Source organism: Sphingomonas taxi (genome assembly GCF_000764535.1).
GTDB classification, from domain to species: Bacteria; Pseudomonadota; Alphaproteobacteria; order Sphingomonadales; family Sphingomonadaceae; genus Sphingomonas; species Sphingomonas taxi.
Window position 1 is genome coordinate 1,407,210 of record NZ_CP009571.1, and the last position, 20,465, is coordinate 1,427,674.

Sequence of the window (20,465 nt, forward strand, 5' to 3'; positions counted from 1 at the left end):
ATTATGCGGGCTTCTTAAAGATGAACATGATCTCGCTGGTCGTACCCCCGGCTTCGTAGCTCGGGGTGCTCACCAGTTCCCAACCGTCCATGCCAAAATTGAGGAGAGCTTGATCCACCGTGATCTCGGCGGATTCACCCTTCCACGTGTAGCGCAGCAAGCCGGCTTGCAGTGTCGCGGTCTTGTAAAGCCAGCGACTGCTCACCGCAGCGACCCCACGAACCGCTCGAAGAGGTACAGGCTGTCCTGCGGCCCCGGCGACGCCTCCGGGTGATATTGCACCGAGAATGCCGGCCGGTCGGTCAGCTCCAGCCCCGCATTCGAGCCGTCGAACAGCGACACGTGCGTCTCGCGGACGTTGGCGGGCAGCGAGTCCCGTTCGACCGCGAAGCCGTGGTTCATGCTGGTGATCTCGACCGCGCCGTCGGACAGGCGCTTGACCGGATGGTTGGCGCCGCGATGGCCCTGGAACATCTTGGTCGTCGTCGCGCCGACCGCGAGGCCGAGCAACTGATGGCCGAGGCAGATGCCGAACAGAGGCTTGCCGGTGTCGAGCAGCTGCCGGATCACCGGCACCGCATAGTCCCCGGTCGCCGCGGGATCGCCGGGGCCGTTGGACAGGAAGATGCCGTCGGGGCTGAGCGCCATCACCTCGTCGAACGTTGCCGCGGCGGGCAGCACCGTGACCTTCGCGCCGGCATGGACCAGATTGCGGAAGATGTTGTGCTTGCTGCCGTAATCGATCGCAACGACATGCGGGCGCTCGCCCTCGTCGGCACCGGCGTAACCGAAGCCGAGCCGCCACGGCCCGCCCTCGCGGCCCTCGCCCCACGCATAATGCGTCGCGGTGGAGACGTCCTTGGCGAGGTCCATCCCCTCCAGCCCGGGCCAGCCCTGTGCCATCGCCAGCAGCGCGTCGAGGTCGAAGTCGCCGCTCGCCGAATGCGCGACGACGCCGTTGGGCGCGCCACCCGCGCGGATGCGGCGGGTCAGGGCGCGCGTGTCGATCCCGGCGAGGCCGATCCGTGCGTGCCGCTGCATCCAGCCGTCGAGCCGCTCGACGCTGCGGAAGTTCGACGGCGCGGTCACGTCCTCGCGAACGATCATGCCGAGCGCGTGCGGCGCGTCCGCCTCGATATCGTCGGGGTTGGCGCCGACGTTGCCGATATGCGGGAAGGTGAAGGTGATGATCTGCCCGGCGAAGCTGGGGTCGGTCATGATCTCCTGATAGCCGGTCATCGCGGTGTGGAAGCACACCTCGCCGACCGCGGCGCCTTCCGCCCCGAAACCGCGACCCCAGGCCACATCACCGTTGGCGAGGACCAGAACACCCGTCGCGCCGTCAGGCTTCGCAGGCATGGCAATGGGCTTGGCGTCGGCCATGGCTTGGCGGGCACTCCTACAGTTTTCGTCTATGTCGCTAAGTGGCGCCCGCTAGACCCCTGCCCCCCTCAGGTCAACCGGTTCACGGGCGGCCGTTCCTCCGCTAGGCTCGGTCGCTTCCAGTGTTTCTTCGAGAGCTTCCCCATGATTCGCGACGACATCAAGGCCGCCCAGGTCACCGCCATGAAGGCCGGCGACAAGGAATCGCGCAATGCGATCAGCCTGATACAGGCCGCCATCAAGAACCGCGACATCGAGCTGCGGACCAGCGGCAACACGCCCGACGACGATGCGGTGGTGGTCGAGGTGCTGCAGAAGATGGTCAAGCAGCGCCGCGAATCGATCGCGATGTACGAAACCGGCGGCCGCCAGGAACTCGCCGATGCGGAAAAGGCCGAGGTCGCGGTGATCGAACGCTTCCTGCCGGCGCAGATGAGCGAGGCGGACACCACCGCCGCGATCCTCGCGATCAAGGAGGAGCTCGGCGCTACGGGCATGAAGGACATGGGCCGGGTAATGGCCGAACTGAAGGCGCGCCACGCCGCGAGCCTCGACATGAGCAAGGCGAGCGGTCTGGTGAAGGCGGCGCTGTCCTAAGCATCACGCGAAGCCGCGGCGAAGATTCGGTTCACGCGGAGGCGCGGAGGCGCGGAGAGAAGAAGGGTTGGTTCGCGCAGAGGCGCAGAGGCGCAGAGGTGTCGCGCCTGTAGAACGCGACACCTCCCACTCATTCGTCACCCCGGCGAACGCCGGGGCCCACGGTTGCGGTGAGGCCCGAGGTTGCGCGCCACCGCTCCACCAGCGCGTCCATGGGTCCCGACGTGCGTCGGGATGACGAATGGGGGCAGCGGCAGCTCTCTCTACCGTGAGGCGATCACGCCCCCTCCCCATACGCAACACCTCCGCGCCTCCTCGCCTCTGCGCGAACCAACCTTCTTCGTCTCTTCGCGCCTTCGCGTCTTCGCGCGAAACACCCCCAAACCGACTTGCCGAAAGCCGCCGCAGCGCGCATGGTAAAATCACGGCATGAGTCTCTCCCCTGCCTTTCTGGACGAACTGCGTGCCCGCACGTCGTTGTCCGCTTTGGTCGGCAAGACGACCAAGCTGCAGAAGGCCGGCCGCGAGATGCGCGGCTGCTGCCCGTTCCATAACGAGAAGACCCCGTCCTTTTACGTCAACGACGACAAGGGCTTCTATCACTGCTTCGGCTGCTCCGCGCACGGCGACGCGATCAAGTGGATGACCGACCAGCGCGGCCTGCCGTTCATCGACGCGGTCAAGGAGCTCGCGCAGGCCGCCGGCATGGAGATGCCCGCGCAGGACCGTGCCTCCGCCGCCAAGGCCGAACGCGCCAAGGGCCTGCACGAGGCGATGACCGACGCCGCAACTTGGTTCACCGAGCAATTGAACGGGATCGGCGGCGCCGAGGCGCGCGCGGTGCTCGCCAAACGCGGCATCACGCCCGAAACCGCCCGCGCCTTCGGCATGGGCTTCTCCCCCGACAGCCGCGGCAAGCTCAAGACCGCGCTCAAGGACTATGGCGACCCCGCGCTGGTCGAATGCGGCCTGCTGATCCAGGTCGACGGCAAGGAACCCTATGACCGGTTCCGCGGCCGGCTGATGATCCCGATCCGCGACGCACGCGGGCGGACGATCGCCTTCGGCGGCCGCGTCATCGGCGAGGGCGAGCCCAAGTATCTCAACTCCCCCGATACGCCGCTGTTCGACAAGGGCCGCACGCTCTACAATCTCGACCGCGCCGCACCTGCCGCGCGCAAGTCGGCGCGCATCCTCGTCGTCGAAGGCTATATGGACGTGATCGCGCTGGCGCAGGCGGGGATAAACGACGCCGTCGCCCCGCTCGGCACCGCGCTCACCGAGGCGCAGCTCGAACGGCTGTGGCGGATCAGCGACGTGCCGATCCTCTGCCTCGACGGCGACAGCGCCGGGCAGAAGGCGGCGTTGCGCGCCGCGCATCGCGCGATGCCGATGCTCGGCAACGGCCGCAGCCTCGCCTTCGTCACTTTGCCCGAGGGCCAGGACCCCGACGACCTCGTCCGCGTCGGCGGCCGCCAGGCGATGGAGGCGCTGCTCCAGCAGCCGCAGCCCTTGGTGGAGCGCTTATGGCAGAGCGAGGTCGCCGCCGGCCCGCTCGACACGCCCGAGCAGCGCGCCGGGCTCAAGCAAAGGCTGCACGAGCTCGCCGCGACGATCGCCGACCCGTCGGTGCGCAAGGAATATGAGAACGAGTTCAAGAACCGCTTCTACGAGCATTTCGCGCCCAAGCGCCGCGCCTTCACCCCCGCCGCCCCGCGCGCGCAGGGTAAGCGCGGCCCCGACGGACAGTGGAAACAGCCGATCGCGCCGCCGACCGACGACGTGAAGGCGTTCCACGCCGCCGGCATCGATCCGGTCATCGCCAAGGCGATCCTCGCCGGGCTGATCCGCCACCCGGTCGAGATCGCGCGGCACATGGAGGTGCTCGGCAGCCTCAAGCTGATCGGCGGCGCGCTCGGCCGGCTGTTCGAGGCGGTGGTCGACGTCGCACTGGAGGACCAGGCGCTTGATAGCGCGCGTCTGCGCACCATATTGGCGAAATCCGGTTTTGATGCGATCGCAAGCGATTTGTTGAGAGCCGATACGATGCCCTATTCGTTCACGCAAAGCGGCGGCGATCCCGCCCGCGCCCGTGCCGACCTCGACGAAGCGATCGCCATCATGGTGGCGCGCCCGGAAGTCGACATGGCACTCGGTGAAGCGACCGCCTCGATGCAGGCGCACTTCACCGCCGAGGCGTTCGAACGACAAGTGGCGTTGGTGAAAGAGAAACAGGGCTTGGAGCTTCGACTTGCAAATCTGGTGCAGTCGAACGAAGACGCCCGATCGTTTGGATCCGAGGGTAATTGATGGCGAAGGTTAACGGTAACGGTGGCGATGAGGGTGCGGACGTGACCGACGCGCCGCTGATCGACCTCAATGACGCCGATATCAAGAAGCTGGTCGCCCGCGCCAAGAAGCGCGGCTACATCACCTACGACCAGCTCAACGAGGCGCTGCCCCAGGATCAGATGTCGTCCGACCAGCTCGAGGACATCATGTCCGCGCTGAACGAGATGGGCGTCAACATCGTCGAGAACGAGGAAGCCGGCGAGGACGGCGACGAGAAGGAGCAGGCCGAGGACGACGAGGCCGAGCCCGTCGAGGCCGACGGCGACGGCTCCGCCGCCCCCGCGCTCGAGACCAAGAAGAAAGAGACCGTCGATCGTACCGACGATCCGGTCCGCATGTACCTGCGCGAGATGGGCGCGGTCGAGCTGCTCAGCCGCGAGGGCGAGATCGCCATCGCCAAGCGGATCGAGGCGGGTCGCGACACGATGATCCTCGGCCTGTGCGAATCGCCGATCACCTTCAATGCCATCATCGACTGGTCGACCGCGCTCAACGAAGGCACGATGCAGCTGCGCGAGATCCTCGATCTCGACGCGATGCTCTCCAAGGGTCCGTCGGCCGAGCAGGTCGAGGGCGCCGAGGATGATGAATCGGGCGAGATCAGCGAGAAGACCGCCGGCGCCAGCTTCAAGGAAGAGGAAGAGCCCGAGGAGCCGTCGGCCGACGAGGACGATGAATCCGGCGAGGGCCGCGTGCCGCGCCCGTCGGACGACGAGGACGAGGACAATACGCTCAGCCTCGCGCAGATGGAGGAGACGCTCAAGCCGCAGGCGCTCGAGCGGTTCGCCAACATCACCGCGCTCTACAAGAAGTTCAGCAAGATCCAGCAGGCACGCCTCGACGCGATGCACGCCGGCGGCGAGCTGTCCGCCGCGGACGAGCGCAAATACCAGAAGCTGCGCGAGGATCTCACCGCCGAGGTCGAGAGCGTCCAGTTCCACAATGCCAAGATCGAATATCTCGTCGATCAGCTCTACGCCTTCAACCGGCGCCTGACCGCGCTGGGCGGCCAGATGCTGCGCCTCGCCGAGCGCCACAAGGTCAGCCGCAAGGACTTCCTCGACCGCTACGTCGGCCACGAGATGGACGACACGTGGCTGCAATCGGTCGGCAAGCTCGACAAGAAATGGACCGCCTTCGCCACCAACGAGGCCGATGCGGTCGACCGCATCCGCGGCGAGATCAGCGAGATCTCGCAGCAGACCGGCATGGCGCTCACCGAATTCCGCCGCATCGTCAACATGGTGCAGAAGGCGGAGCGCGAGGCGCGCATCGCCAAGAAGGAGATGGTCGAGGCCAATCTGCGGCTCGTCATCTCGATCGCCAAGAAATACACCAACCGCGGGCTGCAATTCCTGGATCTTATCCAGGAGGGCAATATCGGCCTGATGAAGGCGGTCGATAAGTTCGAATATCGCCGCGGTTACAAGTTCAGCACCTATGCGACCTGGTGGATCCGGCAGGCGATCACCCGTTCGATCGCCGATCAGGCGCGCACGATCCGCATCCCGGTGCATATGATCGAGACGATCAACAAGCTGGTCCGCACCAGCCGCCAGTTCCTCCACGAGCAGGGCCGCGAGCCGACGCCGGAGGAGATGGCCGAACGGCTGTCGATGCCGCTCGAGAAGGTGCGCAAGGTGATGAAGATCGCCAAGGAGCCGATCAGCCTCGAAACGCCGATCGGCGACGAGGAGGATTCGCACCTCGGCGATTTCATCGAGGACAAGAATGCGGTGATCCCGGTCGATGCGGCGATCCAGGCGAATCTCAAGGAGACGGTCACCCGCGTCCTCGCCAGCCTGACGCCGCGCGAGGAGCGCGTGCTGCGCATGCGCTTCGGCATCGGCATGAACACCGACCATACGCTGGAGGAAGTCGGCCAGCAGTTCAGCGTGACGCGCGAACGCATCCGCCAGATCGAGGCGAAGGCGCTGCGCAAGCTCAAGCACCCGAGCCGCAGCCGCAAGATGCGCAGCTTCCTCGACCAGTAACGCCGGCGACGATTGCGATTGCGAAGGGGCCGCCGGAGACGATCCGGCGGCCTTTTTCGTCCGGTGCAGCCGGGATTAGCAGGCGATGCTGGTCGCCCCACCTTTCCCGCCAACCCATGGCCTACCGATCCTAGAGATTGACGCGTGCCCCCAGGCGCAATGTGCGTGGCTCGACGACGCGGCTCAATCGGCCATCGGCTGGTCCCGAGGTATCGAATGCGGGAACGTACGACCCGTAAAAATAAGCGATGTCTTTGTCGCGGCTGTCGAAGAGATTGAGCACCTCGCCGTACAGTTCGAACCGCCCAAACTTGCGGGCGGCGCGGACGTTGGCGACGGTGCTGCCGGGATCGCGGACGCTATTGTCCTCGACCAGAGGATAAGGCCCGAGGTGACGGACTCTCACACTCGCCTCCCACGCGTCGAGCACCAATGCCATCCCGGCGGATGCGGCATTTTCGAATGCGTTGGGAATGCGATCGCCATTGTCATAGCGCGACCGGCTCGCCGTGTAGTTCCCGTCGATCGCGAGCCACGGCCGAGGCCGCCAGAATGCCACCAGCTCATAGCCGCGACGCTGGCTCGCGCCGGTCGGCTCGACGGCATTGGAGTCGCCGACGAAGCGCAATTCGCTGGCGACGTCGAGCCACCAATAGGTCGCGGTCAGCGTGACGCTCGGCAATTGCCACCGGACACCGACTTCACGTCCGCTGCCGCGAACCAGCACGGGCACTGGTGTTTCGACGTTCACTGCCCCGCGCACGTCGTTGGAGTGAAATCCACGGCCCCAGTTGCCGTAGAATTCCAAACTGGCGGCTGGAGAATAGGCGATCGACGCCTTGGGTGACAGGATCGCATCGTCGCCATTGCCCTCGCCGGCGACCACCGCTGCCTGATCCCGCGCGCGAACGACGTACCGGTAATAGTCACCGCGGACCCCGCCGATCAGCCGCAGCCCCGGAACCGGTGCCCAACTCGCTTCGCCGTAGAGCGCTGCCGACGCCTCTTCGACATGATAGCGGCCCAGCGACGACAGGAACGTCCGCGCACTGGTGCGATAGACACCGACGCTGCCAATATGATCGTAGCGCGCCTCGGTACCGAGCGCGACCCCGAGCGTGGGTGCGACCGTCCAGCGTTTCTCACCCCGCCCGCCGATGATCCAGCGTGTGTCGAATTGGCGGATTTGTGCGCTGGTCCCGTCGGGGTCTGTGTAGGTCGGGTTCGAATACATCGACCAATCATAGAACTGACCGTAAACGTTGGCGCGCCAGTCGGGCTGGCGGACCGCGATGTTGCCAATGAGCCGCGTCGTCTCGCCGCGCGCGGTCGGATCGGGTGAGCAGAACACGTCCTTGCAGCCCGGCGTGCCGATGATCCGTTCGGGTATTTGTTCGGTCGGACGCCAGGTCGCCCGATAGGCGTTGAGCGATGTCTCTATCCGACCTGCGCCGGCCGGAGCGATATACTTCGCGAAGCCCGAGGCATGGCGCAGATGTTCGGGCTCCTGCCAAGGGCCGTCATAGACTTTGGCCTGCGCGACCAGCGTGAGCTTGCCGGCACCCACATCGTCGATGGTCCCACCCGCCGCGATCCGGCCATAGCCATACGATCCACCCTCGACCGACAACCACGGCCGGGCGAAGCCGTCGATCGTGGTCATGTAGGCCGCGCCGGCGAGCGCGAAGTCGCCACCGTCGGCCCGGTACGGGCCTTTGCGGAAATCCTCGCGCGCGACGGTCTCGGGGATCAGGCCGTTGAGGTCGAGATAGCCCTGGCCGTGGCCATGGGTACGCAGGTTCATCTGCACCCCATCGATGGCGGTGGTGAAGTCCGACCCGTGATCGAGGTTGAACCCGCGCAGAAAATACTGGTTGGCCTTGCCGCTGCCCGAATGCTGCGCGGCAACCATGCCGGGGATCGCCTCCAGCAGTTCCGCGACGCGCAGCAAGGGTCGAACCAGCAGATCGGCACCGGCAACCGTGCCCTCGCTCGCCGCATGCGCGACGCCGATCTTCGCCTCGCCGCGACCGAACACGACGAGGTCGTTCTCCGCAGCGTCGGTCGAGGCAACCGCGCCATCTTGCTCCTGTGCCCGTGCCGGCGTCGTGCCGCACACCGTGGCGAACGCGACATAGCCAAGCCATGCCGCCCGTAATTCCAAAATCTTCATGTCCGTTCCCGCGCGCCAAGCGACATCGGACGGGGGCGTCCGCTGCGAACGGTCGGCGCGCGTCGGCAGGCGGACGCAAGCACCCGCGACACGAACCGATGCGACCCCCGCCGCTCGTTCGTCGCTCAGACGGAAGAACCGTGCCCCGACCATCCCCTGGACCAAAGCAAGAGCGACCAGACGCTGGCAGGTCTCCTGGCTCACGGGTCGTCGCTCGACATACGGCCTTCCCAGATCTTGCCGATGCGGCGTCGATCCAGTGGCTGCGCCCTGTCGAAAAGGGCGCGATGTACGTCTCGCTCGCCGCTTACAGTTGCAGGGACAGCCTCGGCATCGGGAGAATAACTCCCTCACCGCGTTCCCTTTTAAGTCCCTCCCGGGACACCAGCGCGATCATTGCCCGACCGATGATACCATCGTTCGGACGAGGAGACGTAGCTGGAGGTTTGCCGATCCGCAAGATCGCTGCCGGATGTCCGATGACTCCTGACCGTAGGATGCTGTCCTACACAACGTCGGCCTGCTACGCGCAGACGGTCTTTCTCATCGTAGCGACCGTTCGGGCAGTTATGACATCAAAAACGGAAACGATAGGACTGCATCGTTTCCGTTCAGGTGTCCATCTTGTCCATGTTGCCGCAATTCGGCCACATTCTCGGATGGCGAAACTTCGCTATTGATAGGCGTTCGCAAGACCGTCTATAGAGGCCGCCATGGCCGCTCCGACGACCCCCCGATGCTGATGCAGGCGAGCCCGCCCTGCCCGACCCCGACGCCGGCCGCGACGGCGCGCTGGTCGATGGTCGCGCGCTGCTTCACCGCATTGGTCGGTGGTTACGCCGCCGCGGCGGCGCTCGCCACGCTCCTTGCCCGGCTGCTGCCGATCGACCGGGCCGAGGCGACCGCGCTCGGCATGATCCTCTCCGTCCTGCTCTACGCGCTCATCGGGCTGTGGTGCTTCCACGAACCCCGACTCGGCCGGGTCGCCGCCTGGATATGGGGTCTGGCGATCGGCGGCGGCGCGCTGGTCTGGCTGCTCGGGTTGCGGCCGTGAACGGCAATCTGCGGCAGAATATGGCGTGGATCCACGGCTGGCTCGGGCTCGTCGCCGGCTGGATCCTGTTCGCGATGTTCCTGACCGGCACCGCGAGCTATTTCCGCCCGGAGATCACCCGCTGGATGCAGCCCGAGATCGCGGCGGCCCCGGTCCCGGCCGCCACCGCCGCACGCAGCGCGGTCGCCTATCTGCAAACCGTCGGCGCCGACGATGCGGCCTGGTACATCCTGCTGCCCAACGAGCGCGACGTCGTCACCCGCGTCTACGCCCAGCCCAACGCCAAGGCGGTCGCCAAGCCGCGTCGCCGCGAGGAACTCGTGCTCGACGGCGCCACCGGCCGGCCCGTTGAGGGGCGCGACACCCGCGGCGGCGAGCATTTCTACCGCTTCCACTTCCAGCTGCAATTGCCTTACCCCTGGGGGCGCTTCCTCGCCGGCCTGTGCGGGCTGTTCATGCTTGGCGCGATCATTTCGGGCGTGGTGACGCACAAGCGCATCTTCGCGGACTTCTTCACCCTGCGCTGGAACAAGGGGCAGCGCAGCTGGCTCGACGCGCACAACGTCTCCGCCGTGCTGGCCCTGCCCTATCATGCGGTCATCACCTACACCGGCATCATCACGCTGATCGCGATGTACATGCCGTGGCCGGTCACCGCCAATTACGCCAAGCCCGAAGACTTCTATAACGCCGCTTACGGCATACCGGCGGAACAGCCCGCCACCGGGCGCGCCGCGCCGCTGGTCGCCGTTGCGCCGCTCGTCGCCGATGCCGAGCGCCGCTGGGGCGCGCCGGCAGCACGGATCGTCGTCAGCAACCCCAATGATGCCGCCGCCACCGTCACCGTCTATCGAACGCCCCGCGCCTCGCTCAACGCCCGCGGCCCCTCGCTGACCTATGCGGGCAGCACGGGCGAGTTGATCGCACAGGCTGGCGATCCCGGGCCGGCGCTCGCCACCGTCGGGGTGATGCTCGGGCTGCACGTCGCGCAATTCGCCGGGCCGGCACTGCGCTGGACGCTGTTCGGGCTCGGCCTGACCGGCGCGGCGATGGTCGGTACGGGCCTGTTGCTGTGGACCGCGGCGCGGCGTCGGCCGAACGCCAGGCCGTTCTTCGGCCTGAAGCTGGTCGAGCGGCTCAACATCGCCACGATCGTCGGCCTGCCGATCGGCATGGCCGCGTTCCTGCTCGCCAACCGCTTGATTCCAGCCGATATGGCCGCGCGGGCCGATTGGGAGGTCAAGGCGATGTTCTGGACCTGGGCGGCGGTGGCGGTCGGCCAGTTCGTCCGCCCAGCCCGCCGCGCCTGGCCCGAGGGCTTCGCTCTTGCGGCGCTGGTCTTCCTCGCGATCCCAATTGCCGACGCGATCACCACCAGCCGCGGTCTGCCCGGCTCGCTACTCGCCGGCGACTCGCTGTTCGCCGCCTTCGACCTCGCGATGCTCGCCATCGCGCTGCTGCTCGGCGTCGCGAGCTGGCGCGCCGGCAAACCGCCGCGTCAGGTCCCCCGCCGCACCCGCCAAGCCGAGACGATCCATGCCTGAGACCATCCTGCTCTCCGCCACCGCCTGGCTGCTGTTCGCCGGCGCCTCGTTCCGCTTCCGGCGGGAGGCCGGGACGAACGGGCGCGGCGACGTCCGCCTGCTCCGTATCGTGGCATCGGCGTTGCTCGCGGTCGCGCTGCTCCATTGCGGCGCGCCGCTGACCGGCGAACGCTGGGTCCACCTGCTGACGGGCGCGTCGATCGGCGCGGTGCTGGTGGTGCTGGCGCTGTCGGCGCAGCCGGTCCATGCGATGGCGCCGGTGCGCTGGCTGCTGCTCGCCAAGCGCCGTGCGATCGCCCCGGTCAAGGCGATGCTGCGGCCGCAGACCACCGCCAACGGCTGACGTAAAAAGGGCGCGGGAGGAAGCCTCCCGCGCCCTGTCTGTCACCGGTAGCGGCGGATCACTCCGCGGCGACGCTGCCCTTGGCGGGACGCGTGTCGCGACGCTCGGCGATACGCGCCGACTTGCCGGTGCGGCCACGCAGATAATAGAGCTTCGCACGACGCACGGCGCCCTTGCGGACGACGTCGATCGAGTCGATGTTCGGCGAATACAGCGGGAAGACGCGCTCGACGCCCTCGCCGAAGCTGATCTTGCGCACGGTGAACGACGAGCCCATGCCCTTGTTCGACCGCGCGATGCACACGCCTTCGTAATTCTGGACGCGGGTGCGCTCGCCTTCGACCACCTTCACGCCGACCTTCAGCGTATCGCCGGGACGGAATTCGGGGATCGCGCGCTTCGCGGTCAGCTTTTCGATCTGCTCGGCTTCGAGCTGCTGAATGAGGTTCATGTCTTCAGTCCTTCGTTCGCCGCGCGCCAGAGGGAGGCTGGACCCGAGCACCCTCATGGCGCTCCCACAGGTCCGGCCTCCGTAGCCGTGTATCGGTCTCGGCCTTCGACTTGCGCCAGGCCGCGATCCTCGCATGATCCCCCGATCGCAGCACTTCGGGGATCGTGCGCCCTTCCCAATCGAATGGTCGGGTATATTGCGGATATTCGAGCAGCCCCGTTTCGAAGCTCTCGTCCACACCGCTTGAAGCCGCGCCCATTACGCCGGGGAGCAGGCGAATGCAAGCATCGAGCAGCACCAGCGCCCCCATTTCGCCGCCCGACAGGATATAGTCGCCGATCGACACCTCCTCGATCTCGCGGCCCTCGAAGATGCGCTCGTCGAACCCCTCGAACCGGCCGCACAGCACGATCACGCCCGGGCCGGCGGCGATCTCACGCACGCGCGCCTGCGACAGCGGCCGGCCGCGCGGCGTCATCGCGAGGATCGGGCGATCGTCGGCGACGCTGTCGACCGCGGCGGCGAGCACGTCGGCGCGCAGCACCATCCCCGCGCCGCCACCCGCGGGCGTGTCATCGACCGAGCGATGTTTGTCGGTGGCGAAGTCGCGGATCTGGACCGGCTCACAGCGCCACCCCCCTTCCCGCAACGCACGGCCTGCGAGCGACACGCCGAGCGGACCGGGGAACATCTCTGGGTAAAGCGTCAGGATCGTCGCGGTGAAGGTCATCGGGTCCAGTTTTCCACGCGCAGGCCGGGGATATCGGCGAAGTGACGGGTGTTGTTCGTGACGAGCGTCAAATCGAGGGCGAGCGCATGCGCTGCGATCAGTCGATCGAAACTATGGCGCTGGAAGGGCATGGTTCCGGCCAATCTGGCATAGCTTTCTGCCGCGGCACGACCAAAGTCATGGACGGCGAGCACACTGACAAAGATATCCAGCCTTGCCTCGTCGCTAGGATCGGCCTCCGGTCGAGCGGCTCCGTAGCGCAACTCGGCAAGCGTGATGGCGGACAGGCTCATACCCTGCCCATTTCTCGCACGAATACGCGCGCGCAGCACGTCGCTGCGCGCCTTCGCGAAATCGATACAGACGTTGGTGTCGAGCAGGTACATACGTCAGGCTGCCGCGCCTCGCGTCGGGCCGACGCTCCAGTCACGTTCACCCTGCTCGATATCGCCGCGCCCGTCGGCCATGAAGCCCGGCGAGAAAGCTCCGTACAGGCTGTCCAGGACCGTGGCGGCATTGCTATGCCGCCAGAACGTGCACGATCCGTCGCCATGGGTCACCAGCGTGACGTCATCGCCTTCGCTCAACCCCACGCCCTTCGGCAGGCGCAAGGCCATCGAGTTGCCGGATTTGAACACCTTGGCGCGATATTCGTTACTCATGACGGCCTCCGTATACACGGGATGTATATACATGACGATACAGGTGCAAGATTGATCGACGATTGCATCATCATCGGCGCCGGCCCCGCGGGGTTGACCGCCGCCATCTATCTGGCGCGCTTCCATCTTTCGATCCGTCTGTTCGACAGCGGGTCGAGCCGGGCGGCGATGATTCCGTGTACGCACAACCATGCCGGCTACCCCGAGGGTATCGCCGGCAAGGATTTGCTCGGCCTGATGCTCGCGCAGGCGGAGAAATATGGCGCGCGGCGTGAGGAGAAGAAGGTCACCGCGATCGAACCCGACGGCGAGACGTTCGTCGTGGTTACCGATCACGGGCGCTATCGCGCGCGGACGGTGCTGCTGGCGACGGGAGTGGTCAACCATCGCCCGAACATCCCGCCGACGGTGCACGATCCGGCGCTGGAACGCGGCCTGTTCCGCTATTGCCCGATCTGCGACGGATATGAGGTCACCGACAAGCGTGTCGGCGTGATCGGCACCGGCGACCACGGCATGCGCGAGGCGCTGTTCCTGCGCGGCTATACGCGCGACGTCACGCTGATCTCGCCCGAGGCGGAGCATCTGCTCGACGACGCCTGCGCGGCGAAGCTGGACAAGGCCGGCATCGCCCGTGTCCAGGGGCCGTGCGGCGGCTGGGCGATCGAGGGCGAACAGCTGGCGGTCGACACCGCGCGTGGGCGGATGGCGTTCGACAGCGTCTATCCGGCGCTGGGATCGCGCATCCGGTCGCGACTCGCGGTCGCGGCCGGTGCCCGTGCCACCGACGAAGGCTGTCTGGAGGTCGACGATCACCAGCGCACAACCATCCCCGGCCTGTTCGCCGCCGGCGACGTCGTGAAAGGGCTCGATCAGATCAGCCATGCGATGGGCGAGGCCGGGGTCGCGGCGACGACGATCCGCAATCTGCTCAGCGAGCGCCAGCCGATCCGGCGCTGATGTTGGACGACATGGACAAGATGGACACCTTAATGGAAACGATCCACTCCGATCGTTTCCATTTCTGTGGTGATCGCGATCGTTCGATGAGAAAGAGCGAGCGGGGTATAGCAGAATAGGGAAGTGTAGGACAGCGTGGGGGAGGCGCCGCCCCATCGAGGGGGCGATATCGCATGAGCTGCGGTGGAGACGCACACTCGGCCGTCACGGGAGATTCGTCACCCCGGACTGGTTCCGGGGTCCACGCTGCGGCGAGGAGCAATGCCTGAGATCCAGCCGTTCTCTTGCGGCCCGGTGGATCCCGGAACAAGTCCGGGGTGACGGCTATCATGAGAAACCCGGGCGGACCTCACCGCCGTGAAAGAGGTCGCGCGTCACTCGACGAAGTCGGCGTTCACCACCAGCCGGTCGGCGTTCCATTCGGGCACCGCGTCGGCGTTCATCGGGACCATGAAGCGCTTGCCGTCGGGCCGTTCGATCTCGAGCACGTCGCCCGCGCCAAAATTCTCGATCAGCACGACCTGACCCAGTACGGTGCCGTCGGTCGAGACGGCGGGCAGGTTCAGCAGATCGGCGTGATAATATTCGCCCTCGGCCAGCGGCGGCAGCGCCGAACGCGGCACGGTCAGTTCAGTGCCGCGCAACGCCTCGGCGGCGTTGCGGTCGACGACCTCGGCGAAGCGCACGATCAGGCCGTTGTTGCCGGCCTGTGCCGACTTGAGCGTCAGCGCGCCATGGTTGAAGCTTTTGTAGCTGCCGAAATCCTCGGCGAAGACCTTGAGGCGCACCTGACCGTTCACGCCATGTGCGCCGATCACCACCGCGAGCGTGACGCTGGGCTCAGCCCGGCGATCCGCCGTCTCCTGCTGGGGCATCATCGTCTCCCTCTGCGGGCTCGGTCGCCGACACGCCCTGGTTGGTGGCGTCGTCGGTGGCAGCGTCGTCGAGGTCGTCGGCGGCGGTGCGGGGATCAGGTGGAACGGCCATGATGCGTCAACTCCTACGGATTGGAAGGGATCAACGCATCATGGCCGGCTTTCGATGCTTACGCCTCGGTGGTCTCGGCGTCGGCGGCCGGAGCCTCCTCGGCGGCCGGGGCGGCGGCGGCCGCTGCGGCCTCTTCCTGCGCCTTCAGCTTCTCGGCACGCTCCTCGGCGCGCTCGGTCGCCTTCTCGCCCGGCTTGCCCTTGTTCGGGTTCGAGCGGGCGGCACGCTCACGCACGCCGGCGACGTCGAGGAAGCGGGCGACGCGGTCGGTCGGCTGCGCGCCGTTCGACAGCCAATATTTCGCGCGCTCGGTGTCGAGCACGATGCGGTTCTCGGCGTCCTTGGCGAGGAGCGGATTGTAGTTGCCGATCTTCTCGATGAACTTGCCGTCGCGGGGCGAGCGCGCATCGGCGACGACGATGCGGTAGTAGGGACGCTTCTTCGAGCCACCGCGCGACAGGCGAATGCTGAGTGCCATTGTAGATATTCCTTCGTTCTAAGTCGGTTACGTTGATCTGTTATTTCTTCTTGAGAAGATTTTCGAAGCCGGGGGGCAGTTTGGGCATGCCGTCCTGGCCGCCGCCGAGGCCGGGGAGACCCTTGGGCAGGCCGCCGCCGGCCCCACCCCCGGCTTTCTCCATCATGTCGCCGAGGCCGGCGCCGCCGAGGGCATTGCCGAGGCCGGACATGCCGCCCCTCGGGCCACCCTTGCCGAGCATCGCCATCATGCCCTTGAGGCCGCCCATTTTCTTGATCTTCTTCATGGCGGTCGACATTTCCTGATGCATCTTCAGGACCTTGTTGACCTCCTGCACCGTCGTGCCGGAGCCTTTGGCGATGCGGATCTTGCGCTTGGCGTTGATGAGTTCGGGCTTGGCGCGCTCCTTCAGCGTCATCGAGCCGATCATCGCTTCCATATGGATGAGCATCTTGTCGCCGCCCGCGGTGGCGAGCGCGCCTTGCGCCTTCTTCATCCCCGGCATCATGCCGGCGAGCGCGCCGAGGCCACCCATGCGGCGCATCTGCTGGAGCTGGCCGCGCAGGTCGTTCATGTCGAACTGACCCTTGGCGAGCCGCGCGGTCATTCGCTCGGCGTCTTCCTGCTGGATCGATTCGGCGGCACGCTCGACGAGGCTGACGACGTCGCCCATGCCGAGGATGCGGCCGGCGACGCGGCTGGGGTGGAAGGCCTCGAGCGCGTCGAGCTTTTCGCCGGTGCCGGCAAACTTGATCGGCTTGCCGGTGACGGCGCGCATCGACAATGCGGCACCGCCGCGCGCGTCGCCGTCCATCCGGGTCAGCACGACGCCGGTCAGCGGCACCTGTTCGGAGAAGTTCTGCGCGACGTTGACCGCGTCCTGACCGGTCAGCGAATCGACGACAAGCAGGATTTCCTGCGGCGTAGCGATCTCCGCCACCGCCTTCATCTCGTCCATCAACGCCTGATCGACGTGCAGGCGACCCGCGGTGTCGAGCATCAGCACGTCGAAGCCCTGGAGCTTGGCGGCCTGGAGCGCGCGGCGGGCGATATCGACCGGCTGCTGGCCGGCGATGATCGGCAGCGTCGCCACCTCGATCTGCGTACCCAGCGTCGCGAGCTGTTCCTGCGCATTGGGGCGATTGACGTCGAGCGACGCCATCAGCACCTTCTTGCGCTCGCGGGCGACGAGGCGCTTGGCGATCTTGGCGGTGGTCGTCGTCTTGCCCGAGCCCTGCAGGCCGACCATCATCACCACCGCGGGCGGTGTGACCGACAGTTCGAGCTCCGACGCGTCGGCGCCGAGCATCTCGACCAGCGCGTCGTTGACGATCTTGACGACCTGCTGCCCCGGCGTGACCGAGCGAAGCACGTTCTGGCCGACCGCCTGTTCGGTGACCTTGTCGACGAAGCTGCGCGCCACCGGCAGCGCGACGTCGGCCTCGAGCAGCGCGACGCGCACTTCGCGCATCGCGGTCCGCACATCGGCCTCGGTCAGCGCGCCACGGCCACGCAGACGGTCGAATACTCCGCCTAGCCGGTCGCTCAGACTGTCGAACATCGCCTCGAAACCCTCATCAAGCCACGCAACGCAAAAGACGCCGGCGGGCGAAACCTCGCCGGCCAGCGTGCACCCTTGGGCGCTTCATCGATCGCATTCCGTGGAGGAACGTGCGGGGGCCTTAGGGGAAATCGCGGCGGGGCGCAAGGTTGGTGGATTCGGGGGGGCTTCGGGGAGTGGGGGGGGCGATGCGGAGACAGAGCCACTGCCCTGCCCCTTCGCCATCCTCCCCTTCGCCACCCTCCCCCTTCGTCATCCCGGTGGACGCCGGGACCCATGGACGCGGTGAACCCGGACGTTGCGCGCAACTATAGCCGAGTCGTGTCCATGGGTCCCGGCTTTCGCCGGGATGACGAAGGATAGGGCGCGTTACCAGCCGGCGTCGGGCTGCGCGAGATACGTCTCCTCCGCGCCGGTCGACTCGCGTCCCAGCGCGGCGTTGCGGCTCGGAAAGCGCCCGTACTTCGCGATGACGTCGCGATGGTCGCGGGCGAAGGCGAGGTTCTCCGCAATCCCCAGCGCCTCGAACTTCGCCACCGACAGATCCTGCATCGCGAGGTCTTCGGCGTGCATCAGCGGCATGTAGAGGAACACCCGCCGCTCGGGGGGATAGCGATCCTCCCAGACGTTGCCGATCGCGAGCCGGGTCAGTTCGAGCGCGAGGCCGTCGGCGGCGAACGCCTCGGCCGACCCGCGATGCAGGTTGCGCGAGAACTGGTCGAGCAGGATGATTGCCGCAAGCAGGGCGTCGGGATCGTCGCGCCACCCCTCCGCCCGCGCGCACAGCACGCCATCGCGCATCGCGCCGAACCGTTCGGCGATCGTCCGATCGAGCGCGTCGTCCTTCGCGAATTGCTGTTTGCCGGTCAGCCCGAACCAGAAGTCGAGCACCGCCGCCGCCATGTCATGGACTTGACCGCCTTCGTTGACTAAATCGCCCGCCATGTCTGCTCCCGCGCCAGAGGTGATCTCCCTCGGCTGCCGCCTCAACATCGCCGAGAGCGAAACGATCCGGACGCTCATCGCCGGGCGGGATACCGTGGTCGTCAACTCGTGCGCAGTGACCAATGCCGCGGTCAAGGCGACGCGGGTCGCGATCCGCCGTGCCCGCCGCGCGCGGCCCGGCGCCGAGCTGGTCGTCACCGGCTGCGCTGCGCAGCTCGATCCCGCGGGCTTCGCGGCGATGCCCGAGGTCGACCGGGTGATCGGCAATGGCGAGAAGCTGCTGCCCGCCGCCTGGAACAGCCTCGCCCCCGTGGTGGTCGGCGACATCATGGCGCTGCGCGAGACCGCGCCGCATCTCGCCGCGAGCTTCACCGGCCATGCCCGCGCCTTCGTCGAGGTGCAGAACGGCTGCGACCATCGCTGCACCTTCTGCGCGATCCCGTTCGGGCGCGGCCCGAGCCGGTCGGTGCCGGCGGGCGCGGTTGTCAAGCGGATCGCCGCGCTGGTCGACGCCGGCCATGCCGAGGTGGTGCTGACCGGGGTCGATTTGACCAGTTACGGCCACGATCTGCCCGGCGCGCCGACGCTGGGGATGCTGGTCGAGCGGATCCTGCGCCATGTGCCGAAACTGGCGCGGCTGCGGCTGTCGTCGCTCGATTCGATCGAGATCGACGAACGCCTGTTCGAGCTGGTCACCGGCGAGGCGCGGGTGATGCCGCATCTCCATCTCTCCTTCCAGGCGGGCAACGACCTGATCCTCAAGCGGATGAAGCGACGGCACAGTCGCGCGCAGGCGGTGGCGACGGTGGCGCGGCTCAAGGCAGCGCGGCCGGATATCGCGATCGGCGCCGACCTGATCGCCGGCTTCCCGACCGAGGACGAGGCGATGTTCGCCGATACGCTGGCGCTGATCGACGATGCCGATATCGTCCATGGCCACATCTTCCCCTATTCGCCGCGCGCCGGCACGCCGGCGGCGCGGATGCCGCAGGTCGCGGCGGCGGCGATCAGGGCGCGCGCCGAGCGGTTGCGCGACGCGGCGGCGCGGCGCAAGGCGGCGTGGCTGGCGGCGCAGGTCGGATCGGTGCAGCAGGTGCTGCTCGAACGCCCCGGCGACCGCGGCCATGCCGGCACTTTCGCGGAAGTACGGCTCTCCCCCTTCCCCGTTCGGGCTGAGCCTGTCGAAGCCCTGCTCTCCACGAGCGTGACACCCGCGGAAGGCAGCTCTTCGACAGGCTCAGGGCGAACGGGAACGATCGCAGAGTTGCGCATCACCGCCGCCACCGACTCCCACCTTCTAGGTACGATGATATGAGCACCACCCCCACCTGGCACGAGCGGCTGCTCGGCGGCTTCAAGAAGACCTCGGACCGGTTGGTCGGCAATCTCGCGGGCCTCGGCGGCGCGCGGCTCGACGACGATACGCTCGACGAGGTCGAGGAGGCGCTGATCGCCTCCGACCTCGGCCCCGATACCGCGGGCAAGATCCGCACCCGGCTCGCCGAGGGGACGTTCGAGCGCAACATGGAGGAACTCGGCATCCGCCTCGTCGTCGCCGAGGAGGTCGAGAAGACGCTGGCGCGCGTCGCCACCCCGATCGAGGTGACCGCCTTCCCGCGGCCGCAGGTGATCCTCGTCATCGGCGTCAACGGATCGGGCAAGACGACGACGATCGCCAAGCTCGCGCATCTGCTGATGGAACAGGATTACGGCGTGATGCTCGCGGCGGGCGACACCTTCCGCGCCGCGGCGATCGGCCAGTTGCGCACCTGGGCGGAGCGGGTCGGCGTGCCGATCGTCACCGGCCCGGAGGGCGGCGATGCCGCCGGCGTCGTCTGGGACGCGGTGAAGAAGGCGACCGAGACCGGCATCGACGTGCTGATCGTCGACACCGCGGGCCGCCTGCAGAACAAGCGCGAGCTGATGGACGAGCTCGCCAAGATCCGCCGCGTGCTGGGGCGGATCAATCCGGCGAGCCCGCACGACGTCGTCCTCGTCCTCGATGCGACGACGGGCCAGAATGCGCTCAGCCAGATCGAGGTGTTCAAGGAGGTCGCCGGGGTCACCGGCCTCGTGATGACCAAGCTCGACGGCACCGCGCGCGGCGGCGTGCTGGTCGCGGCGGCGGAGAAATACGGGCTGCCGATCCATGCGATCGGCGTCGGCGAAGGGATGACCGACCTCAGGCCGTTCGACGCCAACGAGGTGGCGCGCATCATCGCCGGCGTCGATCAGGGGGTGCGCAAGTGAG

The 20,465-nt window shown here is 67.1% G+C and carries 21 protein-coding genes and 1 riboswitch; of the genes, 9 read left to right on the forward strand and 12 right to left on the reverse strand.

Annotated elements, in window-relative coordinates; translation table 11 throughout:
* Nucleotide 1: 1 nt before the first annotated feature.
* Nucleotides 2–205 (reverse strand): DUF4177 domain-containing protein, encoded by a 204-nt coding sequence (locus MC45_RS06240; RefSeq protein WP_038660871.1) that lies wholly within the window; start codon nt 203–205, stop codon nt 2–4.
* A complete protein-coding gene (carA, locus tag MC45_RS06245; protein WP_038660874.1) occupies nt 202–1,383 on the reverse strand; it encodes a glutamine-hydrolyzing carbamoyl-phosphate synthase small subunit in 1,182 nt (393 codons plus the stop codon). Before carA ends, MC45_RS06240 begins: the two co-directional genes overlap by 4 nt.
* A gap of 144 nt (nt 1,384–1,527) precedes the next feature.
* On the opposite strand from carA, the gene MC45_RS06250 reads away from it, so the two are divergent.
* The 3 genes from MC45_RS06250 (at nt 1,528) to rpoD (ending at nt 6,326) form a co-directional block, all read left to right on the forward strand.
* Complete coding sequence (locus MC45_RS06250; RefSeq protein ID WP_038660877.1) at nt 1,528–1,980, forward strand: GatB/YqeY domain-containing protein; 453 nt, start codon at nt 1,528–1,530, stop codon at nt 1,978–1,980.
* 429 nt (nt 1,981–2,409) lie between these two features.
* Nucleotides 2,410–4,290 carry a DNA primase gene (dnaG, locus tag MC45_RS06255; RefSeq protein ID WP_038660880.1) on the forward strand — a complete coding sequence of 627 codons (1,881 nt, stop codon included), beginning with the start codon at nt 2,410–2,412 and terminating at the stop codon, nt 4,288–4,290.
* Entirely contained in the window at nt 4,290–6,326 is a 2,037-nt protein-coding gene (gene rpoD, locus MC45_RS06260) for an RNA polymerase sigma factor RpoD (protein ID WP_038660883.1), read from the forward strand. Before dnaG ends, rpoD begins: the two co-directional genes overlap by 1 nt.
* A gap of 130 nt (nt 6,327–6,456) precedes the next feature.
* Here the strand turns inward: rpoD and MC45_RS06265 are convergent, their stop codons facing one another.
* Nucleotides 6,457–8,499: a TonB-dependent receptor gene (locus tag MC45_RS06265; protein ID WP_081974350.1), complete on the reverse strand. Its 2,043-nt coding sequence runs from the start codon at nt 8,497–8,499 to the stop codon at nt 6,457–6,459.
* Nucleotides 8,500–8,667: 168 nt separating this feature from the next.
* A riboswitch (cobalamin riboswitch) is annotated at nt 8,668–8,903 on the reverse strand.
* 332 nt (nt 8,904–9,235) lie between these two features.
* On the opposite strand from MC45_RS06265, the gene MC45_RS06270 reads away from it, so the two are divergent.
* From MC45_RS06270 to MC45_RS06280, 3 genes are read left to right on the forward strand one after another with little or no spacing between them, the layout of a single operon-like run.
* The gene (locus MC45_RS06270) at nt 9,236–9,553 is read left to right on the forward strand and encodes a hypothetical protein (RefSeq protein WP_052075538.1); all 318 of its coding nucleotides are present in this window, start codon (nt 9,236–9,238) and stop codon (nt 9,551–9,553) included.
* Complete coding sequence (locus MC45_RS06275) at nt 9,550–11,097, forward strand: PepSY-associated TM helix domain-containing protein (RefSeq protein ID WP_052075539.1); 1,548 nt, start codon at nt 9,550–9,552, stop codon at nt 11,095–11,097. The genes MC45_RS06270 and MC45_RS06275 overlap by 4 nt, the downstream gene beginning before the upstream one ends.
* Nucleotides 11,090–11,440, forward strand: a complete 351-nt coding sequence (locus MC45_RS06280; RefSeq protein ID WP_038660886.1) for a hypothetical protein — start codon at nt 11,090–11,092, stop codon at nt 11,438–11,440. Before MC45_RS06275 ends, MC45_RS06280 begins: the two co-directional genes overlap by 8 nt.
* 58 nt (nt 11,441–11,498) lie before the next feature.
* Here the strand turns inward: MC45_RS06280 and rplS are convergent, their stop codons facing one another.
* From rplS to MC45_RS06300, 4 genes are read right to left on the reverse strand one after another with little or no spacing between them, the layout of a single operon-like run.
* Complete coding sequence (gene rplS / locus MC45_RS06285; RefSeq protein WP_038660889.1) at nt 11,499–11,891, reverse strand: 50S ribosomal protein L19; 393 nt, start codon at nt 11,889–11,891, stop codon at nt 11,499–11,501.
* 4 nt (nt 11,892–11,895) lie between these two features.
* A complete protein-coding gene (gene trmD / locus MC45_RS06290; protein WP_038660892.1) occupies nt 11,896–12,621 on the reverse strand; it encodes a tRNA (guanosine(37)-N1)-methyltransferase TrmD in 726 nt (241 codons plus the stop codon).
* A complete protein-coding gene (locus MC45_RS06295) occupies nt 12,618–13,007 on the reverse strand; it encodes a type II toxin-antitoxin system VapC family toxin (RefSeq protein WP_038660895.1) in 390 nt (129 codons plus the stop codon). The genes trmD and MC45_RS06295 overlap by 4 nt, the downstream gene beginning before the upstream one ends.
* Before the next feature lie 3 nt (nt 13,008–13,010).
* A complete protein-coding gene (locus MC45_RS06300) occupies nt 13,011–13,283 on the reverse strand; it encodes an antitoxin (protein WP_038666638.1) in 273 nt (90 codons plus the stop codon).
* Nucleotides 13,284–13,337: 54 nt separating this feature from the next.
* Here MC45_RS06300 and MC45_RS06305 point away from each other — a divergent pair, with 54 nt between their 5' ends.
* Entirely contained in the window at nt 13,338–14,243 is a 906-nt protein-coding gene (locus MC45_RS06305) for an NAD(P)/FAD-dependent oxidoreductase (protein ID WP_245640907.1), read from the forward strand.
* Nucleotides 14,244–14,617: 374 nt separating this feature from the next.
* Here MC45_RS06305 and rimM read toward each other — a convergent pair whose 3' ends face one another.
* The 5 genes from rimM to MC45_RS06325 all read right to left on the reverse strand — a co-directional run bounded on the left by rimM (nt 14,618) and on the right by MC45_RS06325 (nt 18,214).
* On the reverse strand, nt 14,618–15,118 hold the full coding sequence (rimM, locus tag MC45_RS06310) for a ribosome maturation factor RimM (RefSeq protein ID WP_038666640.1): 501 nt from the start codon (nt 15,116–15,118) through the stop codon (nt 14,618–14,620).
* Entirely contained in the window at nt 15,084–15,230 is a 147-nt protein-coding gene (locus tag MC45_RS19510; protein WP_169742523.1) for a hypothetical protein, read from the reverse strand. The genes rimM and MC45_RS19510 overlap by 35 nt, the downstream gene beginning before the upstream one ends.
* Before the next feature lie 58 nt (nt 15,231–15,288).
* Entirely contained in the window at nt 15,289–15,708 is a 420-nt protein-coding gene (gene rpsP / locus MC45_RS06315; RefSeq protein ID WP_038660901.1) for a 30S ribosomal protein S16, read from the reverse strand.
* 40 nt (nt 15,709–15,748) lie between these two features.
* Nucleotides 15,749–17,269, reverse strand: coding sequence for a signal recognition particle protein (gene ffh, locus MC45_RS06320; protein WP_038660904.1), 1,521 nt, complete (start codon nt 17,267–17,269; stop codon nt 15,749–15,751).
* Between the two features lie 369 nt (nt 17,270–17,638).
* Complete coding sequence (locus MC45_RS06325; protein WP_245640858.1) at nt 17,639–18,214, reverse strand: DUF924 family protein; 576 nt, start codon at nt 18,212–18,214, stop codon at nt 17,639–17,641.
* Here MC45_RS06325 and mtaB point away from each other — a divergent pair.
* Together mtaB and ftsY are read left to right on the forward strand one after the other, a co-directional pair.
* Nucleotides 18,213–19,529: a tRNA (N(6)-L-threonylcarbamoyladenosine(37)-C(2))-methylthiotransferase MtaB gene (gene mtaB / locus MC45_RS06330; protein ID WP_038660907.1), complete on the forward strand. Its 1,317-nt coding sequence runs from the start codon at nt 18,213–18,215 to the stop codon at nt 19,527–19,529. The genes MC45_RS06325 and mtaB overlap by 2 nt on opposite strands.
* On the forward strand, nt 19,526–20,464 hold the full coding sequence (ftsY, locus tag MC45_RS06335; RefSeq protein WP_038660910.1) for a signal recognition particle-docking protein FtsY: 939 nt from the start codon (nt 19,526–19,528) through the stop codon (nt 20,462–20,464). The genes mtaB and ftsY overlap by 4 nt, the downstream gene beginning before the upstream one ends.
* The last annotated feature ends 1 nt before the right edge of the window (nt 20,465 follow it).